The 17,545-nt window shown below is 70.6% G+C and carries 19 protein-coding genes and 1 pseudogene; 16 read left to right on the top strand and 4 right to left on the bottom strand.

The genetic code is table 11. The features are described 5' to 3' along the window. Positions 1–8: 8 nt before the first annotated feature. From OG496_RS18550 to OG496_RS18565, 4 genes are all read left to right on the top strand, one after another. A complete protein-coding gene (locus tag OG496_RS18550) occupies positions 9–269 on the top strand; it encodes a hypothetical protein (RefSeq protein ID WP_405971629.1) in 261 nt (86 codons plus the stop codon). A 2-nt stretch (positions 270–271) separates the two neighbouring features. Next, positions 272–1,597: a hypothetical protein gene (locus OG496_RS18555; RefSeq protein WP_405971630.1), complete on the top strand. Its 1,326-nt coding sequence runs from the start codon at positions 272–274 to the stop codon at positions 1,595–1,597. 142 nt (positions 1,598–1,739) lie between these two features. Further along, positions 1,740–2,663, top strand: coding sequence for a zinc metalloprotease HtpX (gene htpX / locus OG496_RS18560; protein WP_405971631.1), 924 nt, complete (start codon positions 1,740–1,742; stop codon positions 2,661–2,663). 2 nt (positions 2,664–2,665) lie between these two features. Next, positions 2,666–3,250: a hypothetical protein gene (locus OG496_RS18565; protein WP_405971632.1), complete on the top strand. Its 585-nt coding sequence runs from the start codon at positions 2,666–2,668 to the stop codon at positions 3,248–3,250. Between the two features lie 16 nt (positions 3,251–3,266). On the opposite strand, the gene OG496_RS18570 is transcribed toward OG496_RS18565, so the two are convergent. Both OG496_RS18570 and OG496_RS18575 read right to left on the bottom strand, forming a co-directional pair. After that, a complete protein-coding gene (locus OG496_RS18570) occupies positions 3,267–3,572 on the bottom strand; it encodes a hypothetical protein (RefSeq protein ID WP_405971633.1) in 306 nt (101 codons plus the stop codon). A gap of 226 nt (positions 3,573–3,798) precedes the next feature. Next, positions 3,799–5,139, bottom strand: a complete 1,341-nt coding sequence (locus tag OG496_RS18575; RefSeq protein ID WP_405971634.1) for a DUF2252 domain-containing protein — start codon at positions 5,137–5,139, stop codon at positions 3,799–3,801. 153 nt (positions 5,140–5,292) lie between these two features. Here OG496_RS18575 and OG496_RS18580 point away from each other — a divergent pair, with 153 nt between their 5' ends. Continuing rightward, a complete protein-coding gene (locus tag OG496_RS18580; protein ID WP_405971635.1) occupies positions 5,293–6,477 on the top strand; it encodes a winged helix DNA-binding domain-containing protein in 1,185 nt (394 codons plus the stop codon). 379 nt (positions 6,478–6,856) lie between these two features. Here the strand turns inward: OG496_RS18580 and OG496_RS18585 are convergent, their stop codons facing one another. Beyond that, on the bottom strand, positions 6,857–7,171 hold the full coding sequence (locus OG496_RS18585) for a hypothetical protein (RefSeq protein WP_033284269.1): 315 nt from the start codon (positions 7,169–7,171) through the stop codon (positions 6,857–6,859). Positions 7,172–7,413: 242 nt separating this feature from the next. Between OG496_RS18585 and OG496_RS18590 the strand changes: the two genes are divergently transcribed. The 4 genes from OG496_RS18590 (at position 7,414) to OG496_RS18605 (ending at position 9,870) form a co-directional block, all read left to right on the top strand. Further along, positions 7,414–7,596, top strand: coding sequence for a hypothetical protein (locus OG496_RS18590; protein ID WP_405971636.1), 183 nt, complete (start codon positions 7,414–7,416; stop codon positions 7,594–7,596). A 10-nt stretch (positions 7,597–7,606) separates the two neighbouring features. Then, complete coding sequence (locus tag OG496_RS18595) at positions 7,607–7,999, top strand: arsenate reductase family protein (RefSeq protein ID WP_405971637.1); 393 nt, start codon at positions 7,607–7,609, stop codon at positions 7,997–7,999. Between the two features lie 89 nt (positions 8,000–8,088). Next, positions 8,089–9,072, top strand: a complete 984-nt coding sequence (locus OG496_RS18600; RefSeq protein ID WP_405971638.1) for a proline iminopeptidase-family hydrolase — start codon at positions 8,089–8,091, stop codon at positions 9,070–9,072. 114 nt (positions 9,073–9,186) lie between these two features. After that, positions 9,187–9,870 carry a hypothetical protein gene (locus OG496_RS18605; RefSeq protein WP_366491300.1) on the top strand — a complete coding sequence of 228 codons (684 nt, stop codon included), beginning with the start codon at positions 9,187–9,189 and terminating at the stop codon, positions 9,868–9,870. A gap of 3 nt (positions 9,871–9,873) precedes the next feature. On the opposite strand, the gene OG496_RS18610 is transcribed toward OG496_RS18605, so the two are convergent. Further along, complete coding sequence (locus tag OG496_RS18610; RefSeq protein WP_405971639.1) at positions 9,874–10,773, bottom strand: alpha/beta fold hydrolase; 900 nt, start codon at positions 10,771–10,773, stop codon at positions 9,874–9,876. Between OG496_RS18610 and OG496_RS18615 the strand changes: the two are divergent. The 7 genes and pseudogenes from OG496_RS18615 (at position 10,772) to OG496_RS18645 (ending at position 17,407) form a co-directional block, all read left to right on the top strand. Continuing rightward, positions 10,772–11,100, top strand: a pseudogene (locus tag OG496_RS18615) (hypothetical protein). The gene OG496_RS18610 and the pseudogene OG496_RS18615 sit on opposite strands and share 2 nt — an antisense overlap. Before the next feature lie 256 nt (positions 11,101–11,356). Further along, on the top strand, positions 11,357–12,385 hold the full coding sequence (gene glnII, locus OG496_RS18620) for a glutamine synthetase (RefSeq protein ID WP_405971640.1): 1,029 nt from the start codon (positions 11,357–11,359) through the stop codon (positions 12,383–12,385). 87 nt (positions 12,386–12,472) lie between these two features. Next, complete coding sequence (locus tag OG496_RS18625) at positions 12,473–13,396, top strand: DUF6891 domain-containing protein (protein WP_405971641.1); 924 nt, start codon at positions 12,473–12,475, stop codon at positions 13,394–13,396. Positions 13,397–13,691: 295 nt separating this feature from the next. Then, entirely contained in the window at positions 13,692–14,261 is a 570-nt protein-coding gene (locus tag OG496_RS18630) for a winged helix-turn-helix domain-containing protein (protein ID WP_405971642.1), read from the top strand. A gap of 75 nt (positions 14,262–14,336) precedes the next feature. After that, positions 14,337–15,341, top strand: coding sequence for an NAD-dependent epimerase/dehydratase family protein (locus tag OG496_RS18635; protein WP_405971643.1), 1,005 nt, complete (start codon positions 14,337–14,339; stop codon positions 15,339–15,341). Between the two features lie 159 nt (positions 15,342–15,500). After that, positions 15,501–16,769: a sensor histidine kinase gene (locus OG496_RS18640; protein ID WP_405971644.1), complete on the top strand. Its 1,269-nt coding sequence runs from the start codon at positions 15,501–15,503 to the stop codon at positions 16,767–16,769. Then, positions 16,754–17,407 (top strand): response regulator, encoded by a 654-nt coding sequence (locus tag OG496_RS18645; protein ID WP_405971645.1) that lies wholly within the window; start codon positions 16,754–16,756, stop codon positions 17,405–17,407. Before OG496_RS18640 ends, OG496_RS18645 begins: the two co-directional genes overlap by 16 nt. The last annotated feature ends 138 nt before the right edge of the window (positions 17,408–17,545 follow it).

A 17,545-nucleotide genomic window follows, 5' to 3' on the forward strand; every position in this document is an offset into this window, starting at 1 on the left:
CAACGGGGATGGGACAACAACAGGGCGACGAGGAGCGGGAGTTCGACCTCAAGTGGGCCGACGGGGCCGAGCACAAGGAGCCGTCCGCTCGGGCTCGGATGCTGGCCGCCCGGTGGAAGGAGAACCCTCCGGGGCCGGTGCCGTTCCGGGGTGAGCCCGAGGGGGTGGGGCCTCGGCGGTCGTCCTGGATATCTACGGCGGTCGTCCTGGGGAGTGTCGTCGCGGTCATCGTGGTGCTGGGGTACGTCAACTTCCGGGCGCCGTACTAGAGATGGACGAGATCATCAGCGCGAAGATCGATCTCGGGGATCCCCTCGCGTGGCTTCGGCTGGACGAGGCGTTGCGGCGTGAGTCGTACGCGCCCTCCGGCCTCGTTCAGCCTCGGCTGGCGATCGACCTGTGCCACCGCGACGGCAGGATTCGGGAGGCGGCGCTCCAACAGGCGGTCGGGGACCCGGCGTTGCTGCCGCTGGTCGTCGTGCGGTGTGCCGACTGGGTCGGGCAAGTGCGGGAGCGGGCGCGGGAGTTGCTCCGTGCGGCTCTCGACGTGGAAACCGGCGTCGCGCTCGCGCCGCTGATTCTGCTCTTCGGGCGGCGGGGGCGGGGTGCCTTCGCCATCGAACTGCTCGACGAGGTGCTGCGCCGGGCGTCCCGCGAACAGCTCACTCCCCTCTTCACGGACGCCGACCGTGCCGTGCGTCGTCACGTCCACCGGCTCGCCGTCGAGGAGGGCCTCCTCTCCCCCGCCGAACTCGCCCGCGCCGCCGCCCGGGACACCGACGCCGTCGTACAGAACCTGTGTGCGGAGGCCGCGCTGGCCGCCGTAGCGAAGACGGGCGGCTACGGCGAGGTGCTCGAACCGCTGCTCGGGGCGCGGAATCCGCGGGCCCGGGCGAGTGGGGTCACCGCGTTGCGGGCGGCGGGGCGGGCGGATCGGGCCGAGGGGTTTCTCGGGGATCGGTCGGGGGTCGTGCGGGCCTGTGCTCGGTATGTCGTGCGGCAGGGTGGGGGTGATCCGTTGGCGTTGTACCGGGCCTGGTGCCTTGCGGCGGAGCCTGTGCCGGGGGCCGTGATCGGGCTTGCCGAGTGTGGGGAGCGGGGGGATGCGGCGTTGTTGTGGCCGCTCGTCTCGCATCCGCGTGGTGCCGTGCGGGCACGGGCCGTGGCCGGGTTGCGGGCGCTGGACGTCGTGGACGTACGGCGGATGGTGCCGTTGCTCGATGATCCGGCGCCCGGGGTCGTGCGGGAGGCGACGCTCGCGCTGTTGCCCTCGGCCGGGCTGGTGCCGGACGGGCCGCTCATGGAACGGCTCGCGGGTGGGTGGCCCAAGGGGTGGCCCCGGCATGTGCGCGTCGCGGCGTTCCGGCTGCTGGACGCGCGGGGCGGGATCGTGCGGCTGCGGGCCGCCGTGACCGTGCTCGATGATCCGGACGAGCGGTTGCGGGCCTGGGGTGCGCAGGTGGTGCAGCGGTGGCATCTGGAGGAGGGGATGACGCCCGGGGACGCCGAGGTGGGTGAGCTGCTCGGGCGGGCGCGGCAGCTGTTCAGCGAGTACGTGCTGACGCGGCGGCTGTGGGAGGCCGGGCTCAGCGGCTGACCTGGGCCCCCGCGCGCTCATCGGATTCTCAGGTGTTCCGGGGACCTTTTGCTCCGCCTAGGGCCGATCGGGACCACTTCATGGGAAGCGCCGGGTGCACACTGGGCGGTGGGACGAGTGCCTGACTGCGGGGTGATGGCAGATGCAGAGCCGCTTCCGGAGCGACCGGCGGTTGACCATACGTATGGGTCTGACGCTGTTCCTGCTCGGGCTGTTGTACGTGGCGTTCGTGGCCGCGCTGATCGTGTTGCTGAAGTCCTGGGTGCTGGTCGTGGTGCTGGCGGGCGGGCTGCTCGTCGCGCAGTACTGGTTCTCCGACCGGATCGCGCTGTACGCGATGCACGGGCGGATCGTGGAGCGGGAGGAGTATCCCGAGCTGCACGGTGTGATCGACCGGCTGTGTGCCGTGGCCGACATGCCCAAGCCCGTCGTCGCCGTCTCCGACATCGACATGCCGAACGCCTTCGCCACCGGGCGGAACGCCGACCACGCCGTCGTCTGCGTGACCACCGGTCTGCTACGGCGGCTGGAGCCGGCCGAGCTGGAGGGCGTGCTCGCGCACGAGTTGTCGCACGTGGCGCACAAGGACGTGGCCGTGATCACGGTGGCGTCGTTCCTCGGGGTGCTCGCCGGGCTGATGGTGCGGTTCGCGTTCTACTCGCAGATCTTCCGGGGGCGCAAGGACCAGAACACCCTCGCGATCTTCGCGGGGATCATGGGCATCTCGGCGGCCGTGTACGCGATCAGCTTCCTGCTGATCAGGGCGTTGTCCCGGTACCGGGAGCTGGCGGCGGACCGGGCGGCGGCCCTGCTCACCGGCAAGCCCTCGGCGCTGGCGTCCGCGCTCACCAAGGTCGACGGGGACATCGCCCGGATCCCGACCAAGGACCTGCGGACCGCGCAGGCCTTCAACGCCTTCTACTTCAGCCCGGCGAACGGCGCCGAGCCCGGTATCTCGCGGTTCTTCTCGACCCACCCGAGCCTGGAGCAGCGGCTCGACCAACTGGGGCGGATCTCCGCCGAGTTGGGTGAGGCGGCGGTGCCCGGTATCGGGAAGGCGGACTGAGGATGGGATTGCTGGACATCCTGCTCGGCCGTACGAAACCGGTCGCTCCCAATCTGGACCAGCTGTTCGCGCTGCCCTCGGCGGCGGTGACGCTGGAGGCGGCGGCCGGGTTCCGGGCGACCGGGCGCGGTGCGGTGTGCTTCGCGACGGTGGAGGGCGGGGCGTTCGAGCAGACGCACCGGGAGGTGCAGGCGCTGCTCGACGCGGATGCCGAACGCACCGGTCCGCCGGTGGAGTTGACCCAGGACGCCTACGGCTACTCGTGGCTGGTCTCGCGCCGGACGCCCGATCAGTTGTCGGCGCTGGTGAACGATCTGCACGCGGTGAACAGCGCGATGGAGGTCAACGGCTTCGGGCCTCAACTCCTGTGCTCGCTCGCCGGGTTCGAGGATGACAGTGGGCGGAAGCTCGCTCTCGTCTATCTGTACAAGCGCGGCACGTTCTTCCCGTTCGCGCCGCTGGCCGGTGACGGTCAGCGGCGCGACAGCGCGTTGGAACTCCAGGTCAAGTCGATGCTCGGCAACGACCTGCGGATCGAGCAGGACCTGAGCCGGTGGTTCCCGGTGTGGGGCGCCCCCGGGTTGTGACGGGCGCCCCTGTCTCCTACTTGCTCTTCTGACGGGCCTGCCGACGGGACTCCAGGGGGCGCTCGCGCTGGTAACGGCGCTCCCACTTGGCCTGCTTGTCACGGCGGTCGCGGTACGCGCGGTAGCTCGACGGGGTGCTGCCCGAGGAGGAACCGCCGCCCGACGAGGACGACGTGGACGAGGTCGATGACGTGGACGACGTCGAGTCCCTGCCGTATCGCACGTAGAGGAAGAGCACGGCGACGGCGGCGAGCCACCAGACGTGGTTTCCGAATCCTAGGACGACCAGGACGACGGTCCCGGAGATGACGATGGTGCCCATGACGGGCCTCCGTGGGCGTGGGTGTGGTGTCTGAGCGGTACGAACACTGTCCCGACGAGGCGCTGGGGTGGGCGGCCGACCGTCGGTGGGTTGGGTGCGAACGAGACTAGCGCCGACTCCGCAGGGTGACGCCTGCCCTGCGTGAAACGGTGGTGACCTGCTCCGCAATGCGTCTCCAGCGTAGGGAGTCGGTCACTCGGTGTGCATCTTCTTTTTCTACGGGCGGTCAGATGCCCGGTGCCGCCGTGACCACGCCCGCCGCCACGGCCGCGCCGAGAGCGGCGTGGTCGGCGGTCGTCTGGCTGGCGTAGGACAGGGCGAAGTCCGCCACGGCTCGTTCGAACGTGTCGCTGTTGCCCAGGTAGGCGGCGATGGCGACGCGGTCGCCGGAGCGGGCGTGGGCCCGGGCGAGGGCGTTGCCGCAGAGGCGGGCGTAGGCCGTGAGTGCCTGTGGGCTCATGCCGGCGACGTCCGCGGAGCCCTTCATGTCGCGGAGCTGGCGCCAGTAGAAGGCACGGCCCTGCGGTCCCGTCATCCAGCCGAGGAAGATGTCGCTGGCCGCCTGGAGGAGGCGCTGGCCCGCCACGACCCGGTGGCCGGGGTGGACGTACGGGCCGTTCGGCAGGTGCTCTTCCAGTACGGACTTCCGCGCCTCCTTGATCTGCAGGAACAGCGGGTCGTCCTGGTCGCGGCCGGCGAGCAGCACGATGAAGCAGCGGGTGCCCACGCTGCCGACGCCGACGACCTTGCGGGCGGCGTCGACGAAGCGGTACCGGTCGAGGAGCAGGCGGCGTTCCTCGGAGAGCGTGGAGCGGTAGTCGCTGAAGATCTTGCGCAGGGAGGCCATGTCGGCGGCGCCGGCCGGTTCCAGGAGGGGCGGGTCGTGGACGATACGGCGGCGGCCGTCGACGGTCTCGGTCAGTTTGCCCACGGCGTGCAGGCTGGTGCGGCGGCGGGCCCGGGTGAGGCTGGACTCCACCCGGCGGCGGTGGCGGCTGGAGCGGACCAGCGGCAGCAGGCTGTCGGCGTCGATCCGCTCGTACCAGACGGCGAGTTCGCCCTTGCGGGCCAGACCGCGGAGGGCCGTACGGTACGCGGCGGTCGCCTCCAGCGCGGCGCGGTGGGCCTTCGTGTCGCTGTGGCCGCTCTCGCGGGCGGCGACGGCCACGCTCGCGGCGAGACGCTTGACGTCCCACTCGAAGGGGCCCGGGAACGTCTCGTCGAAGTCGTTGAGGTCGAAGAGCAGGGCGCGTTCCGGGGAGGCGTACAGGCCGAAGTTGAGGAGGTGGGCGTCGCCGCAGAGCTGGACGGTGAGGCCGGTGTGCGGCTGGGACGCCAGGTCCGCCGCCATCACGGCGGCCGAGCCGCGCAGGAACGCGAAGGGGGAGGCGGCCATGCGGCCGTACCGGATCGGGAGGAGTTCCGGGAGTCTGTCCCGGCCCTGTCGTTCGAGTACGGCCACGGGGTCCGGGCGGTCCACGGAGGGGATCCAGCCGGCGTGGGCGGAACGGGCAACGCGTTTGCGCGCGGCGCGGCCCCGCTCCGCCCGGTCGGCCGGGGTGGTCATGTGCCGTGTCTTTGCATGCCGCCGCCTTCTGGGATGGCACCGCCTGTTGCTACGCAGTGAAACCGGGTCGGCGTGGGGGTGCATTTCGGGGACGTCGATCGGGTGAACGTTTACTGTCGGTCGAGAAGTGGACGTCTTCGAGGCGAGGTCGAGATGAGTCGCACCCCCCGTCACATCACCACCCCCGAGCGCCGAGCCCGCCTCGCCCTCCGCCACCGCCTCGCCGCGTCCACCCACGCCGCCACCCCCGAGGCCGTCGCCGACTCCCTCGTCGCCCTGCACGGCACGGACCCCGCGACGGTGTACCTGGCGGTGGGCGCCCGCCTCGCCGACCCCTCCCTCACCGTCCCGGAGACCACCCGCGCCCTGTACGAGGACCGCACCCTGCTCCGTATGCACGGCATGCGGCACACGGTGTTCGTGTTCCCCGCCGAGCTGACCGCCGTCGTCCACGCCTCGACCGGACTCGCCGTCGCCGCGCGTGAACGAGCCTCCCTGCTCAAGCACATGGCGCAGGCCGGGGCGCCGGACGCGGCCTGGCTGAAGGAGGTCGAGGCCGCGCTGTTGACCGCGCTGGCTGAGCGCGGCCAGGCGACGGCGGCCGAACTCGCCCAGGACGAACCGAGGTTGAGGGAACAGTTCGTGTACGCGGCCGGGAAGAGTTACGAGGGCGTCCACACGGTCTCGACCCGGCTGCTGAGGGTGCTGGGCGTGGAGGGAAAGGTCGTACGGGGACGGCCGTTGGGCTCGTGGACATCGAGCCAGTTCCGCTGGGCGGTGGCGCCGGAACACCCCGAACTGAACGCCGCCGAGGCGCAGGCCGCGCTCCTCGGCCGCTGGCTCGCCGCGTGCGGCCCCGCCACCGAGGCCGACCTGAAGTGGTGGACGGGCTGGCGGGTGACGGACGTCCGCCGGGCCCTGACGACGATCGGCGCGGAGCCGGTGTCCCTGGACGAGGGAACGGGATACGTCGCCGCGGGCGACCTGGCTCCCCTGGCCGGTCCCGCGGAGCCGTGGGCGGCCCTGCTGCCCGGGCTCGATCCGACGGCGATGGGGTGGCAGCAACGGGACTGGTACCTGGCACCGGAGCTGCGCCCCGCGCTGTTCGACGGGAGCGGCAACGTGGGGCCGACGGTGTGGTGGGACGGGCGGGTGGTGGGGGGTTGGGCCCAGCGGCCGGACGGCGAGATCGTCTGGCGGATCCTCGACGGCGAGGGCATCGGCCGGGAGGCGGAGGCCGCGATCGGGGTGGCGGCGGAGCGGTTGCGGGGGTGGGTGGGGGTCACTCGGGTGACGCCGCGGTTTCGGACGCCGGTGGAGCGGGGGTTGTTGGGGTAGGGGTGGGGGTTCGGTGGCGTGGGGCGCGGTTTCCAGCGGTGTGGGGACGCGCCTTCCTCGGCGTGGGGCGAGCGTCATGGCGGGGTTGCGGTGCGCGTTCCGCCAAGCTACGAGCGGGTGTTGTGCGGCGTGGGGACGCGCGTTCCGTCGCCGTAGTGGCGCGCGTTCTGCCAGCGTAGGGGCCGGCATTCTCTGGGCACGAGGCAAGCCTTTTGAGCTCCGGTCGGCATCATCCCCAGCCCGTCTGGGGGTCCCCCCTCTGGGGGAGTTTGAGGACGAGGCCGTTCAGGCCGAAGCGGGGGTTCGGGGGCGGCAGCCCCGGGGGCGTGAGCATCGGCGCCGGGTGCCCAAGAAGCACAGGGCACCCGGCGCCACCCGCTCAGCGCGAGTACCGCATCAGCGCTCGGACCATGTGACACGTCGTGTCGGACGGGGCGTGGACGCCGATCAGCTCGGCCGTGCTGCGGATCGTCTCGTTGCGGGCCTGGTTCGGGACGTACACGCCCGAGTCGAGCAGGGCGATGGCCAGCCGCATCGCCTTGAGGCGGCGGTTGTGCGTGACGTACCAGTCCCGCGGGCGCCCGGGCGGCAGCGGGCGCTTCTCCACGGGCACGTAGGGCAGGTCGAGTTGGACGGAACGCTTCGCGGTGGACTGGGTCGGCAACGGCTTCGGCTTCAGTGCGGCAGCGGGCACGGACATCCTCCTGTCGCGGTCAGGGCGCCGTCCGGACCCCCCGGCGACACCCTCGAACACTGCTCCTAGTTTACTGCCCGCCACTGACAACGGGCGAACCCCGACGACCCACCAAATCCCCAGGTGGGAAAGGATATTGCCGTCGTGTCACGCAAGCTCCGGGAGGTATGCGTGAGGCGGCATCAAATTCGAACAGAGCGGGTATCGGGGCGATCCCTCTCCCCGCGGACACCGTCGACGTCGTGATCTCCAACTGCGTGATCAACCTGTCCATCGACAAGCCGGCCGTCTTCGCCGAGACCTTCCGTGTTCTGAGGCCCCGCGGGCGTCTGAGCGTCTCGGACGTCGTCGCCGACGGCACGCACTCCGCCCTCGTCCGCGCCACGAAGCCGCTCACCGGGCCGGACCGGGCGGGTCTCGCCTAACGTGAACACCATGGAGATCTGGATCAACCCGGCCTGTTCCAAGTGCCGTAGTGCCGTGAGTCTGCTCGACGCCGAAGGGGCCGAGTACACCGTCCGCCGCTATCTGGAGGACGTGCCGAGCGAGGGCGAGATCAGGGACGTACTGGAGCGGCTCGGGCTCGAACCGTGGGACATCACGCGCACCCAGGAGGCTGTGGCGAAGGAGCTGGGGCTCAAGTCGTGGGCGCGGGACGCGAGTTCGCGGGAGCGGTGGGTGTCGGCGCTCGCCGCGCATCCGAAGCTGATCCAGCGGCCGATCATCACGGCGGAGGACGGCTCGGCGGTGGTGGCCCGCAGCGACGAGGCCGTACGGGACGCGCTGTCGCGGCAGTCGGGGTCCGGGGCGGGGTCGGGCTCCCAGTAGGTCAAGTGGCCGATGTCCGTTCGTTTCGGCGTGTTAGAGGGTTGCCCCGGCATCTTCAAGTCTCGTACGAGAGCGGAGAGTTCCCCCCGATGATCAACCGCCGCAGCGTTCTCAGGTCGACCGGCGCCCTCACCGCCGGCGGCCTCGTTCCTGTCCTCGCCCCGGGCCGGAACGGATCCGGTGGTGCGTCCCGACTCCGGCCCGGTGAGCGGTACGTCGACGTGCCCGGTGGCCGGGTCTGGGTGAACGTCGTCGGCAGCGGGGCGCGTCCGCCGCTGCTGGTGCTGCACGGCGGGCCGGGGGCCGGGCACGACTATCTGGAGTCCCTGGGCGATCTGGCCGTGGACCGGTCCGTCGTGTTCTACGACCAGCTGGGGTGCGGGCGTTCGGAGAAGCCCGACGACCCGGCGCTCTGGGTGGTCGACCGGTTCGTCGCCGAAGTAGAGGCGGTCCGGCGGGCGTTGGGGCTGCAGCGGTTCCACCTGTACGGGCACTCGTGGGGCGGCTGGCTCGCCATCGAGTACCTGTTGCGTCAGCCGCGTGAGGTGAGCGCGGTCGTGCTGGCCAGCACGGGGGCGAGCGCGCCCCAATTCGTCGCCGGTACACGGGAGTTGCGCACGCGGCTGCCGGCCGACGTGCAGCGCGTCCTCGACGAGTACGAGGCGAAGGGCGACTACACGGCACCCGAATACCTCGACGCGGTGAACGTCTTCTACGCGAACTTCTTCTGCCGCCTCGACCCGTACCCCGAGGCCCTGTTGCGCAGCGCCGCGAACGTCGACGGCAACCAGGTGTACGCCACGATGAACGGCCCGAACGAGTTCGTGATGACCGGCAACCTCGCTTCCTGGGACCGGACTTCGAAGCTGCGCCGGATCAGGAAGCCCGTCCTGCTGACGCGCGGACGCTACGACGAGTTCGCCGTGGAGTGCACGGACACGCTGGAGCAGGGGCTTCCCTTCACCGAGCGGGTCGAGTTCCCGCACAGCGCGCACATGGCGATGTGGGAGGACCGGGAGGCGTACATGCGCACCGTCGGGTCGTTCCTGGCCGACTGGGACCGGGTGTGCTGAGCCTCAATCCCCTTGTGATGCACGTCACTTATGTGGCTCCTGTGTCCGCTGAGTTACATCGTTCGGTATCCCGTACATAGCGGCGTACGCTCCCCTACCCCACAGGAGACGCGCATGTCGCGCAGGAGAACTGCCAGTACGAAGAAGAAGCTGGCGCTGCTGGTCACCGCCGCGGCGGTCGCGGGCGGCGGGGCCTTCGCCCTGGCCACCACCTCGAACGCGTCGCAGTCGACGGCGCAGAACGCCAAGACGCTGTCGGCCACGAACTCGACGGTCTGCCAGGGGCTCGCCACCGCGCTCGGCAACAACCAGAAGTTCATCGACGGCCAACGCGCCGCGCCCGACGCCCAGTCGAGCGCGCGGATCGCCAACCGCGAAGCGGTCATCGCGCAGATCAAGGTGCAGCAGAAGGCGTCGGGTTGTGCGGTTGGGGAGTCGGCTCAGGACTCCCAGGTCGCACAGCCGGCGCAGTCGGCGCCCGCGGGTTCCAAGACCACCCCGGCCGCGACCCCGCCGGCGGCGGGCAACACCGGTGGCGGAGCCGCCGCGGGCAGCCAGGTGTGCAACGGCTCGACCGTCACGCTCTCCGGCGAGGCCGGTGCGCCCGCCGCGTCGAGCAACCAGTTCCCGGCGGGTACGACGCTGAAGGTCACCAACCTGGACAACAACAAGTCCACGACGGTGAAGGTGACTTCGGTCTCCGGCAGCTGTGTCCTGCTGAACAACGCCGCGTTCGAACAGGTCCGTGAGCCCGGCAAGTTCCTCATCCGCCGCGCTCTGATCCAGAAGGTGGGGTGACGCTCAGGATCCGAGAAACCCGGTGAGGTGACGGCCCAGTCGCTCCGGCGCGGCATGCGGCAGCGCGATGGGGGTCCCCCCGCTCGAGCGAAGTCGAGAGTGGGGGAGTGAGACATCCGGGAGGATGTCCGTCTCGACGCGCGGCAGCAGACCGCCCGCCCGGGCCGCCACCAGGTGCGTGTCATAGGTCCTGCTGCTTCCGGCCAGAAGCAGCAGGACCGACGCGTTCAGCCCGCGCAGCGCCTCGGGCGCCGGACGGGGACCGGTCACCGGTTTCGCGGACGGGAACCCCGCGCCCGCCTCCTGGAGGCGGAGCCAGTCGAGGTCCAGCGGCGCTCCCCCGGTCTCCCACTCCAGGAACGCGCGGACGCGGCGCGGAGTGGGCCGTAGCAGCATCGGCAGTGCGTGCAGCAGGTACGCCGTCTCGAACCCGGCGAAGCACTGGGTCGGGTCGAGGAGGAACAGACGGCGTACGCGGGCGGGCGCGCGCAGTGCGTAGTGCAGCGCGATCCAGCCGCCGTACGAATGGCCGCCGAGGTCCACGACCGGCGCCCCCAGCCCGTCGAGCACCGCGTCCAGCCAGTCGACCAGATCGGCCACCGTGCGCGGCCTCCGGCCGACCACCGGAACGCTGCGGCCCGGGGCGCCGATCAGGTCCATGGCGTAGAGGCGGTGGGTGCGGGCGAGGTCGGCGGCCTGGGCGTACCAGGACGCCGAGGTCGCTCCCCCGCCGCCCGGCAGCAGCACGAGCGGGCGGCCGTCGGCGGGCCCGCACACATTGACGTAGGTTTCCCCGAACGGCGTCGGGACGGTCACCGCCTCCCGGTCCGCGGGCCACTTCGCCATGACCTTGTCGTAGGCGGACTCGAAGCGGTCCCTGTCGTACGGGCTGCGGATTCCCATGCCGCTCACCTCTCCCTCCCCTTCATTGTCCCCGGGCGTCGCGGTCGAACTCGGCCTGCGCAGCGCCCTGATCGCCCTCATGGACGCGGACCGGGCCGGCGAGGAGATGACGGCCGGGCGGCTCGGCGGCGCGCTCGGGCTCAACTCGGCGGGGACCGGCGGAGGGTCGTGGTCGAAGTGGACCAGCGGGCGGTCGCACTCGGGCAGTCCTTCTTCGGTCCGCTCATCGGGAATGCCGTAGAACTGCTCCAGGGCTACGACGACCGGGAGTTGGCGGCGATCCGCAGCTTCCTGGACGGGGTCCGCGAGGCCGCCGCCGAGAGCTAACCCCATCGCATACGAGCCGTACGGCGACCCCCGTCTGCGACTGCGAACAGCGGGTTCACAGCGGTCCCCCGGCGCGCCGTGCGCAGCGCACGTGAACCGCGACACAGCGCCACCAGGTAACACGGGGTTCACACTTGGGCAATGATCGGGAAATCGCATGTTGACAGGCTGCCCGGCATGAATCGCGGCGCTCCAGTGCCGCTGCGCCGCAGCACCCGCAAGTGCGACGAATGACCCACCCCGAAGGATGTGGCCCGTGACCTTCAAGGCTGAGTACATCTGGATCGACGGCACCCAGCCGACGGCCAAGCTCCGTTCCAAGACGAAGATTCTGGCCGACGACGCCAAGGGTGAGGAGCTCCCGATCTGGGGCTTCGACGGGTCGTCCACGAACCAGGCCGAGGGGCACTCCTCGGACCGCGTGCTCAAGCCGGTCGCCAGCTTCCCGGACCCGATCCGCGGCGGCGACGACATCCTCGTCATGTGCGAGGTCCTTGAGATCGACATGACGCCGCACGAGTCCAACACGCGTGCCGCGCTCGCCGAGGTCGTCGCGAAGTACGGCTCGCAGGAGCCCATCTTCGGCATCGAGCAGGAGTACACCTTCTTCGACGGCGCCCGTCCGCTCGGCTTCCCCGAGGGCGGCTTCCCGGCCCCCCAGGGCGGCTACTACTGCGGTGTCGGCGCCGACGAGATCTTCGGCCGCGAGATCGTCGAGGCCCACCTGGAGAACTGCCTGAAGGCCGGTCTCGCGATCTCCGGCATCAACGCCGAGGTCATGCCCGGCCAGTGGGAGTTCCAGGTCGGCCCGGTCTCCCCGCTGGAGGTCTCCGACCACCTGTGGATCGCCCGCTGGCTGCTCTACCGCACCGCCGAGGACTTCGGCATCTCCGCGACCCTCGACCCCAAGCCGGTCAAGGGCGACTGGAACGGCGCGGGCGCGCACACCAACTTCTCCACCAAGGCGATGCGCGAGGGCTACGACGCGATCATCACCGCGTGCGAGTCCCTCGGCGAGGGCTCCAAGCCCCTCGACCACGTCAAGCACTACGGCGCCGGCATCGACGACCGCCTGACGGGCCTGCACGAGACCGCCCCGTGGAACGAGTACTCCTACGGCGTCTCCAACCGCGGCGCCTCGGTCCGTATCCCGTGGCAGGTCGAGAAGGACGGCAAGGGCTACATCGAGGACCGCCGTCCGAACGCGAACGTCGACCCGTACCTGGTGACCCGGCTGATCGTCGACACCTGCTGCGCCGCCCTGGAGAAGGCCGGCCAGGTCTGATCCCCACCCCGCTTCCCCCGAAGAGGCGTCCACCGTCGTGGTGGGCGCCTCTTCGCGTTGTCAGTGGCGCCTGCCATGGTTGGGAACATGGAGATCGACGGAGGTCTCGACATCAAGGTCGAGACGGAGAACGGGCAGGCGCACAACCGCATTTCGGCGCTACGGCTGCGGGAACTGGTGGCGCGGATCGGCGGCGCCGGCGACCGTTTCCTGGTCGTGCAGCGGATACCGGACCTCCCGGACGTGTTCGCGCAGGTGTGGCACGAGGAGGACGGGGACTACCGGCTGGAACACCGGCTGAGCGAGGACGGGTTCTACGGTACGAACCTGGACGGCGCGGACCGGGTGGCGGATCTCCTGACCGGCTGGGCACGGCAGGCTGACGCCGGCTGGGACGCGGGCGTCGACTGGGAGCCGGTCGACCTGGGGCCTCAGGAGGAGGTTCCCGAGTTGCCGGACGAGGTGCGGGAGAAGGTCGAGGAGCGGGTCCGGGTCCGGCTGCGCTGCGGCTACGACGACCGGAAGGTGCTGACCGAGATCGCCGAGGAGTGGCTGGTCGACGGCGACGAGCGGCCGGTGTCGCGCGCCCAGGCGGCGCGGCTGGTGGACCGGTTGTGGCTGGAGCGGGTGGCCGAGCAGGCGGACTGGGCGGACGTCACCGACCCGGACCGGCTCAGCCGCGCCTTCGAGGCGCTGGACGCTAGCGGCATCATGGCCCGGGAGAACTTCGCCTGCTGCCGGGGCTGCGGCCTCGCGGAGATAGGCGCCGAGCGGGAGGACGCCCGCGGTTTCGTCTTCTTCCACCAGCAGGTCACCGAGCACGCCGCCGAGGGGTACGGCCTCGCGCTGCACTACGGCGGGTTCGACGGCTCGGCCGGGACCACCGCGGCCGTCGGGCACGAGGTGCTGGCCGCGCTGCGTGGAGCCGGGCTGTCCGCCGGCTGGGACGGCGATCCGGACAAGGCGATCGACGTCGTACCGCTGACCTGGCACAGACGGCTGGTGGGCTGAGGAGCCGGGCGTCGACTTCACGCCAAGGAAGCGTCCAAGCTGTGAGAGGAGGGTCCTGTTGCGGGCGTGTGTCTGCTTCAATGGACGTATGGGCAACTACCAGAAGTGCGGAGCGACGGGTCGCCATGACCTTGAGCCCTTCTGGCCCTCCCGTCAGCACCATGACTTCGACCGGGTGTGTTGTCGCGCGATGAACGCGCCGGCCCTCTAAAGCCGAAACACCCTCGGCCTCCGGCCTGCGCGACTCGACGTACGTCCCCTCGACGAACCTCTCGCGCGAAAGAGCTGACTTCTCATGGCGATCATCCGTTCTCTCCCCGCTCTCCCCGCCACCACGCTCGACACCCCCACCCCGAACGCCCCACGGCACCATCTGCGCGCCGTGGACCGGGACGAGGTGATCGACGTCGCGGAGTTCCTGCCCCCGGGCGCCACCTGGCTGCCCGCGCCTCCGCACACGCTGCCCACGCTGCCGGGGCAGCCGCCGATGGTCGGGTACCTCGTCCTCATCCCGGCCGACAGCCCGCACCTCACCCGCACCGACCCGGTCCCGTCCCTCCCCGCCGAGGCCGAACCCCTCGTCCGCATCGACACCGTGCAGCGCACCGCCCAGCTGAACGGCGCGGAACTCGACCTGACGTACCTGGAGTTCGAACTCCTCGCCCACCTCGTCGCGCACCCCAACCGGGTGCACACGCGCGACCAGCTCGTCACCACGGTGTGGGGGTACGGGCATGTGGGCGACGGCCGTACCGTCGACGTCCACATCGCGCGGCTGCGCCGCAAGCTGGGCGTCGAGCACCGGAAGGCGATCCAGACCGTGCGGCGGGTCGGGTACAAGTACACGCCGCCGACCGCCCGTTGATCATCGACGGTCCGGTCATCTGCTGATGGCAGAGCCGTGTTCCGTTCCGTGCGCCTCGCGGGCAGAGTCGGCGGTATGAGACTTCTGGTGCTGGGCGGTACGGAGTTCGCGGGGCGGGCCGTCGTGGAGGCTGCCCTCGGTCGGGGCTGGGAGGTGACCGTCCTCAACCGGGGCCGGCGCGAACCCCCTTCCGGGGTACGGGCGTTGCGGGGTGACCGGACCGCGCCCGGTGGGCTCGCCGCGTTGGCCTCGGGCGAGTGGGATGCCGTGGTCGACACCTGGTCGGCGGCGCCGCGCGCGGTCGACGACGCGGCGCGGCTGCTGGCCGACCGGGTGGGCCGGTATGTGTATGTGTCGAGTTGCTCGGTGTACGCGTGGGCGCCGCCCGCGGGGTACGGGGAGGACGCGCCGCTCGTCGAGGGGGCCTTGGCCTCCGCCGACAAGACCGACTACGCGCGGGACAAGCGGGGCGGGGAGCTGGCCGCGCTCGGGGCGTTCGGGGCGGAGCGGTCGGTGTTCGCTCGGGCCGGGCTCATTCTCGGGCCGTACGAGAACATCGGGCGGTTGCCGTGGTGGTTGGGGCGGGTTGCGCGGGGCGGGCCGGTGCTGGCGCCCGGGCCTCGGGATCTGGCGCTTCAGTACGTCGATGTGCGGGATCTTGCGGAGTGGCTGCTCGGTTCCGTGGAGCGGGAGTTGAGCGGGGCGTACAACCTGATCTCCCCGCAGGGGCACGCGACGATGGGGTCGCTCCTGGACGCGTGTGTGCGGGTCACCGGTGGAGGGGCCGAGCTGCGGTGGACCTCGCCGGAAGTCGTGCTCGGGGCTGGGATCGAGCCGTGGACTCAGTTGCCGGTGTGGATTCCGGCCGGTAGTGAGGGGTACGACGCGTTGCACAGTGCGGATGTGTCTCGGGCGCTGGCTACGGGGTTGAGGTGTCGGCCTGTGGCGGAGACCGTGGGTGATACGTGGCGTTGGTTGCGGGGTGTTGGTGGGGTCGCGCCTCAGCGGCCTGATCGGCCGGTGGTGGGGCTTGACCCTGCTGTTGAGGCGAAGGTGCTTGGGGTGCCGGTGGAGGGGTGATTCGTCGGGTGCGGGCGCGTTGGGGCTGGGCGCGCCCACGCGGCGGAGCCGCATATCGATACAGCCCCGCGCCCCTGAAAACAGGTGTTGTTGGCGACACCCCCATCACGGGGGCCGGGGCCCGTGACCCCGTCGGCCTGTTCCGTGAGACTGGGCCGTATGGACACGAACAGCGAGGGTAGGCGGGCCCGTACCGTTCTCACGGCCGGGTTGCGTGCGCTTGCCCTCGCCCTCATCTCTCTCGGCGGTTCACTCACCCTCTTCGTCCTCACTCTCGTCTCCCTCGCGCTCATCCCGGCTGGTGTCGGGCTGATCACCACCCCCTGGGTGTTGGCCGGTGTGCGGGCGCAGGCGAATCTGCGGCGAGTGCTCGGCGCGCAGTGGTGCGAGGTGCGTATTCCGGTGGCGTACCGGGCCATCCCGGCCGACGCGCGTCCGTGGACGCGGACCTTCCGCATGCTTGGTGACCCCGCCACCTGGCGGGATCTCCGCTGGCTGCCCGTCGACATGGTCGCCGGGTTCGTCACCGCGCTGGTGCCTGCGGCTCTGGTGTTCTATCCGCTGGAGGGCTTCGCGTTGGCGTTCGGATTGTGGCGGGTGTTCACGGACGGGACGTATGTGGGGTGGTGGTACGGGTTCGTGCCGGTGGGTGGGCAGGGCAGTGCGCTGCTCGCGGGGCTTCTGGGGGTCGGGATTCTCGTTGCCTCCCTCTTTCTCACCCCTCCCCTCCTCCGCGTTCACTTTCTGCTGACGCGTTCTCTCCTTGCCCCGGGGCAGGGTCAACTCGCCGAGCGGGTACGGGTGTTGACCGAGACGCGGCGGGATGCGGTGGACGGTTCCGCCGCTGAGCTACGGCGGATCGAGCGCGATCTGCATGACGGGGCGCAGGCCCGGCTGGTCGCCATGGGGATGGATCTCGGGACCATCGAGGCGCTGTTGGAGAAGAACCCTGCCAAGGCCCGGGAGTTGCTCGCCCGGGCTCGGCAGTCCTCCGTCGAGGCTCTCGACGAGCTGCGTGATCTCGTTCGGGGTATTCATCCGCCGGTGCTGGCGGAGCGTGGACTCGGGGATGCCGTACGGGCGTTGGCGTTGCGGATGCCGGTGAGTACCGAGGTGAGTGCGGAGCTCGGGGGCGGGCGGGCCGACGCGCCGGTCGAGTCGGCCGCTTATTTCGCCGTCAGTGAGGTGCTCACCAACGCCGTGAAGCATTCCGGTGCCGATCGGATCTGGGTCGATATGCGGTATGCGGAAGGGGCGTTGAGGGTCTCCGTCACCGACAACGGGCGGGGTGGTGCCGTGGTCGGGGGCGGGTCGGGGCTCTCCGGGGCCGAGCGGCGGCTGGGTACATTCGACGGCGTCCTGGCCGTCAGCAGTCCCGCGGGCGGTCCCACCATGGTGACCATGGAGATTCCGTGCGTGTTGTCCTAGCCGAAGACCTGTTCCTGCTGCGGGACGGGCTGGTGCGGCTGTTGGAGGCCTACGACTTCGAGATCGTCGCGGCCGTGGAGAGCGGGCCCGAACTCACCAAGGCGCTGGCCGAGTTGGCGCCCGACGTCGCCGTGGTCGACGTACGGCTGCCACCCACGCACACCGACGAGGGGCTGCAGTGCGCGTTGCGGGCGCGACGGGACCGGCCGGGGCTGCCGGTGCTCGTGCTGTCGCAGCACGTGGAGCAGCTGTACGCGCGGGAGCTGCTCGCCGACGGGACCGGTGGGGTGGGCTATCTGCTGAAGGACCGGGTGTTCGACGCCGAGCAGTTCGTGGATGCCGTCAGGAGGGTGGCGGGGGGCGGGACGGTGATGGATCCGCAGGTCATCCAGCAGTTGCTGGCGCGGCGGGCCGCCGACGACCGGCCGCTGGGGCGGTTGACGCCGCGGGAGGTCGAGGTGCTGGAACTGATGGCGCAGGGGCGGTCGAACGCGGCGATCGCGGGGCAACTCGTCGTCACGGAACGGGCGATCGGGAAGCACACGTCCAATATTTTCGCCAAACTGGGGCTGGAAGTCTCGGACGATGACAATCGCCGCGTGCTGGCGGTATTGGCCTATTTGGACCAGGGACGCTGAGCACTACCTGTGAGTCGATCACAACTGCTGGTGTTTAAAGGGCAGTTGGGAGGGGACTTACCCAGGAATCTCTCATCAGTTTCTGAGACGGCTGAACACTCCTGGGACCCCCTGCGTATCAAAGGGCGCCGCTTCACT

This window comes from Streptomyces sp. NBC_00988 (assembly GCF_045162645.1).
Classification (GTDB): domain Bacteria; phylum Actinomycetota; class Actinomycetes; order Streptomycetales; family Streptomycetaceae; genus Streptomyces.

What these genes read in the sequence shown, in the direction of transcription:
- OG496_RS18550 (WP_405971629.1), top strand. Translation starts at nt 9, where the DNA reads ATGGGACAACAACAGGGCGACGAGGAGCGGGAGTTCGACCTCAAGTGG.
- OG496_RS18555 (WP_405971630.1), top strand. Translation starts at nt 272, where the DNA reads ATGGACGAGATCATCAGCGCGAAGATCGATCTCGGGGATCCCCTCGCG.
- htpX (WP_405971631.1), top strand. Translation starts at nt 1,740, where the DNA reads ATGCAGAGCCGCTTCCGGAGCGACCGGCGGTTGACCATACGTATGGGT.
- OG496_RS18565 (WP_405971632.1), top strand. Translation starts at nt 2,666, where the DNA reads ATGGGATTGCTGGACATCCTGCTCGGCCGTACGAAACCGGTCGCTCCC.
- OG496_RS18570 (WP_405971633.1), bottom strand. Translation starts at nt 3,572, where the DNA reads ATGGGCACCATCGTCATCTCCGGGACCGTCGTCCTGGTCGTCCTAGGA.
- OG496_RS18575 (WP_405971634.1), bottom strand. Translation starts at nt 5,139, where the DNA reads ATGACCACCCCGGCCGACCGGGCGGAGCGGGGCCGCGCCGCGCGCAAA.
- OG496_RS18580 (WP_405971635.1), top strand. Translation starts at nt 5,293, where the DNA reads ATGAGTCGCACCCCCCGTCACATCACCACCCCCGAGCGCCGAGCCCGC.
- OG496_RS18595 (WP_405971637.1), top strand. Translation starts at nt 7,607, where the DNA reads ATGGAGATCTGGATCAACCCGGCCTGTTCCAAGTGCCGTAGTGCCGTG.
- OG496_RS18600 (WP_405971638.1), top strand. Translation starts at nt 8,089, where the DNA reads ATGATCAACCGCCGCAGCGTTCTCAGGTCGACCGGCGCCCTCACCGCC.
- OG496_RS18605 (WP_366491300.1), top strand. Translation starts at nt 9,187, where the DNA reads ATGTCGCGCAGGAGAACTGCCAGTACGAAGAAGAAGCTGGCGCTGCTG.
- OG496_RS18610 (WP_405971639.1), bottom strand. Translation starts at nt 10,773, where the DNA reads ATGGGAATCCGCAGCCCGTACGACAGGGACCGCTTCGAGTCCGCCTAC.
- OG496_RS18625 (WP_405971641.1), top strand. Translation starts at nt 12,473, where the DNA reads ATGGAGATCGACGGAGGTCTCGACATCAAGGTCGAGACGGAGAACGGG.
- OG496_RS18630 (WP_405971642.1), top strand. Translation starts at nt 13,692, where the DNA reads ATGGCGATCATCCGTTCTCTCCCCGCTCTCCCCGCCACCACGCTCGAC.
- OG496_RS18635 (WP_405971643.1), top strand. Translation starts at nt 14,337, where the DNA reads ATGAGACTTCTGGTGCTGGGCGGTACGGAGTTCGCGGGGCGGGCCGTC.
- OG496_RS18640 (WP_405971644.1), top strand. Translation starts at nt 15,501, where the DNA reads ATGGACACGAACAGCGAGGGTAGGCGGGCCCGTACCGTTCTCACGGCC.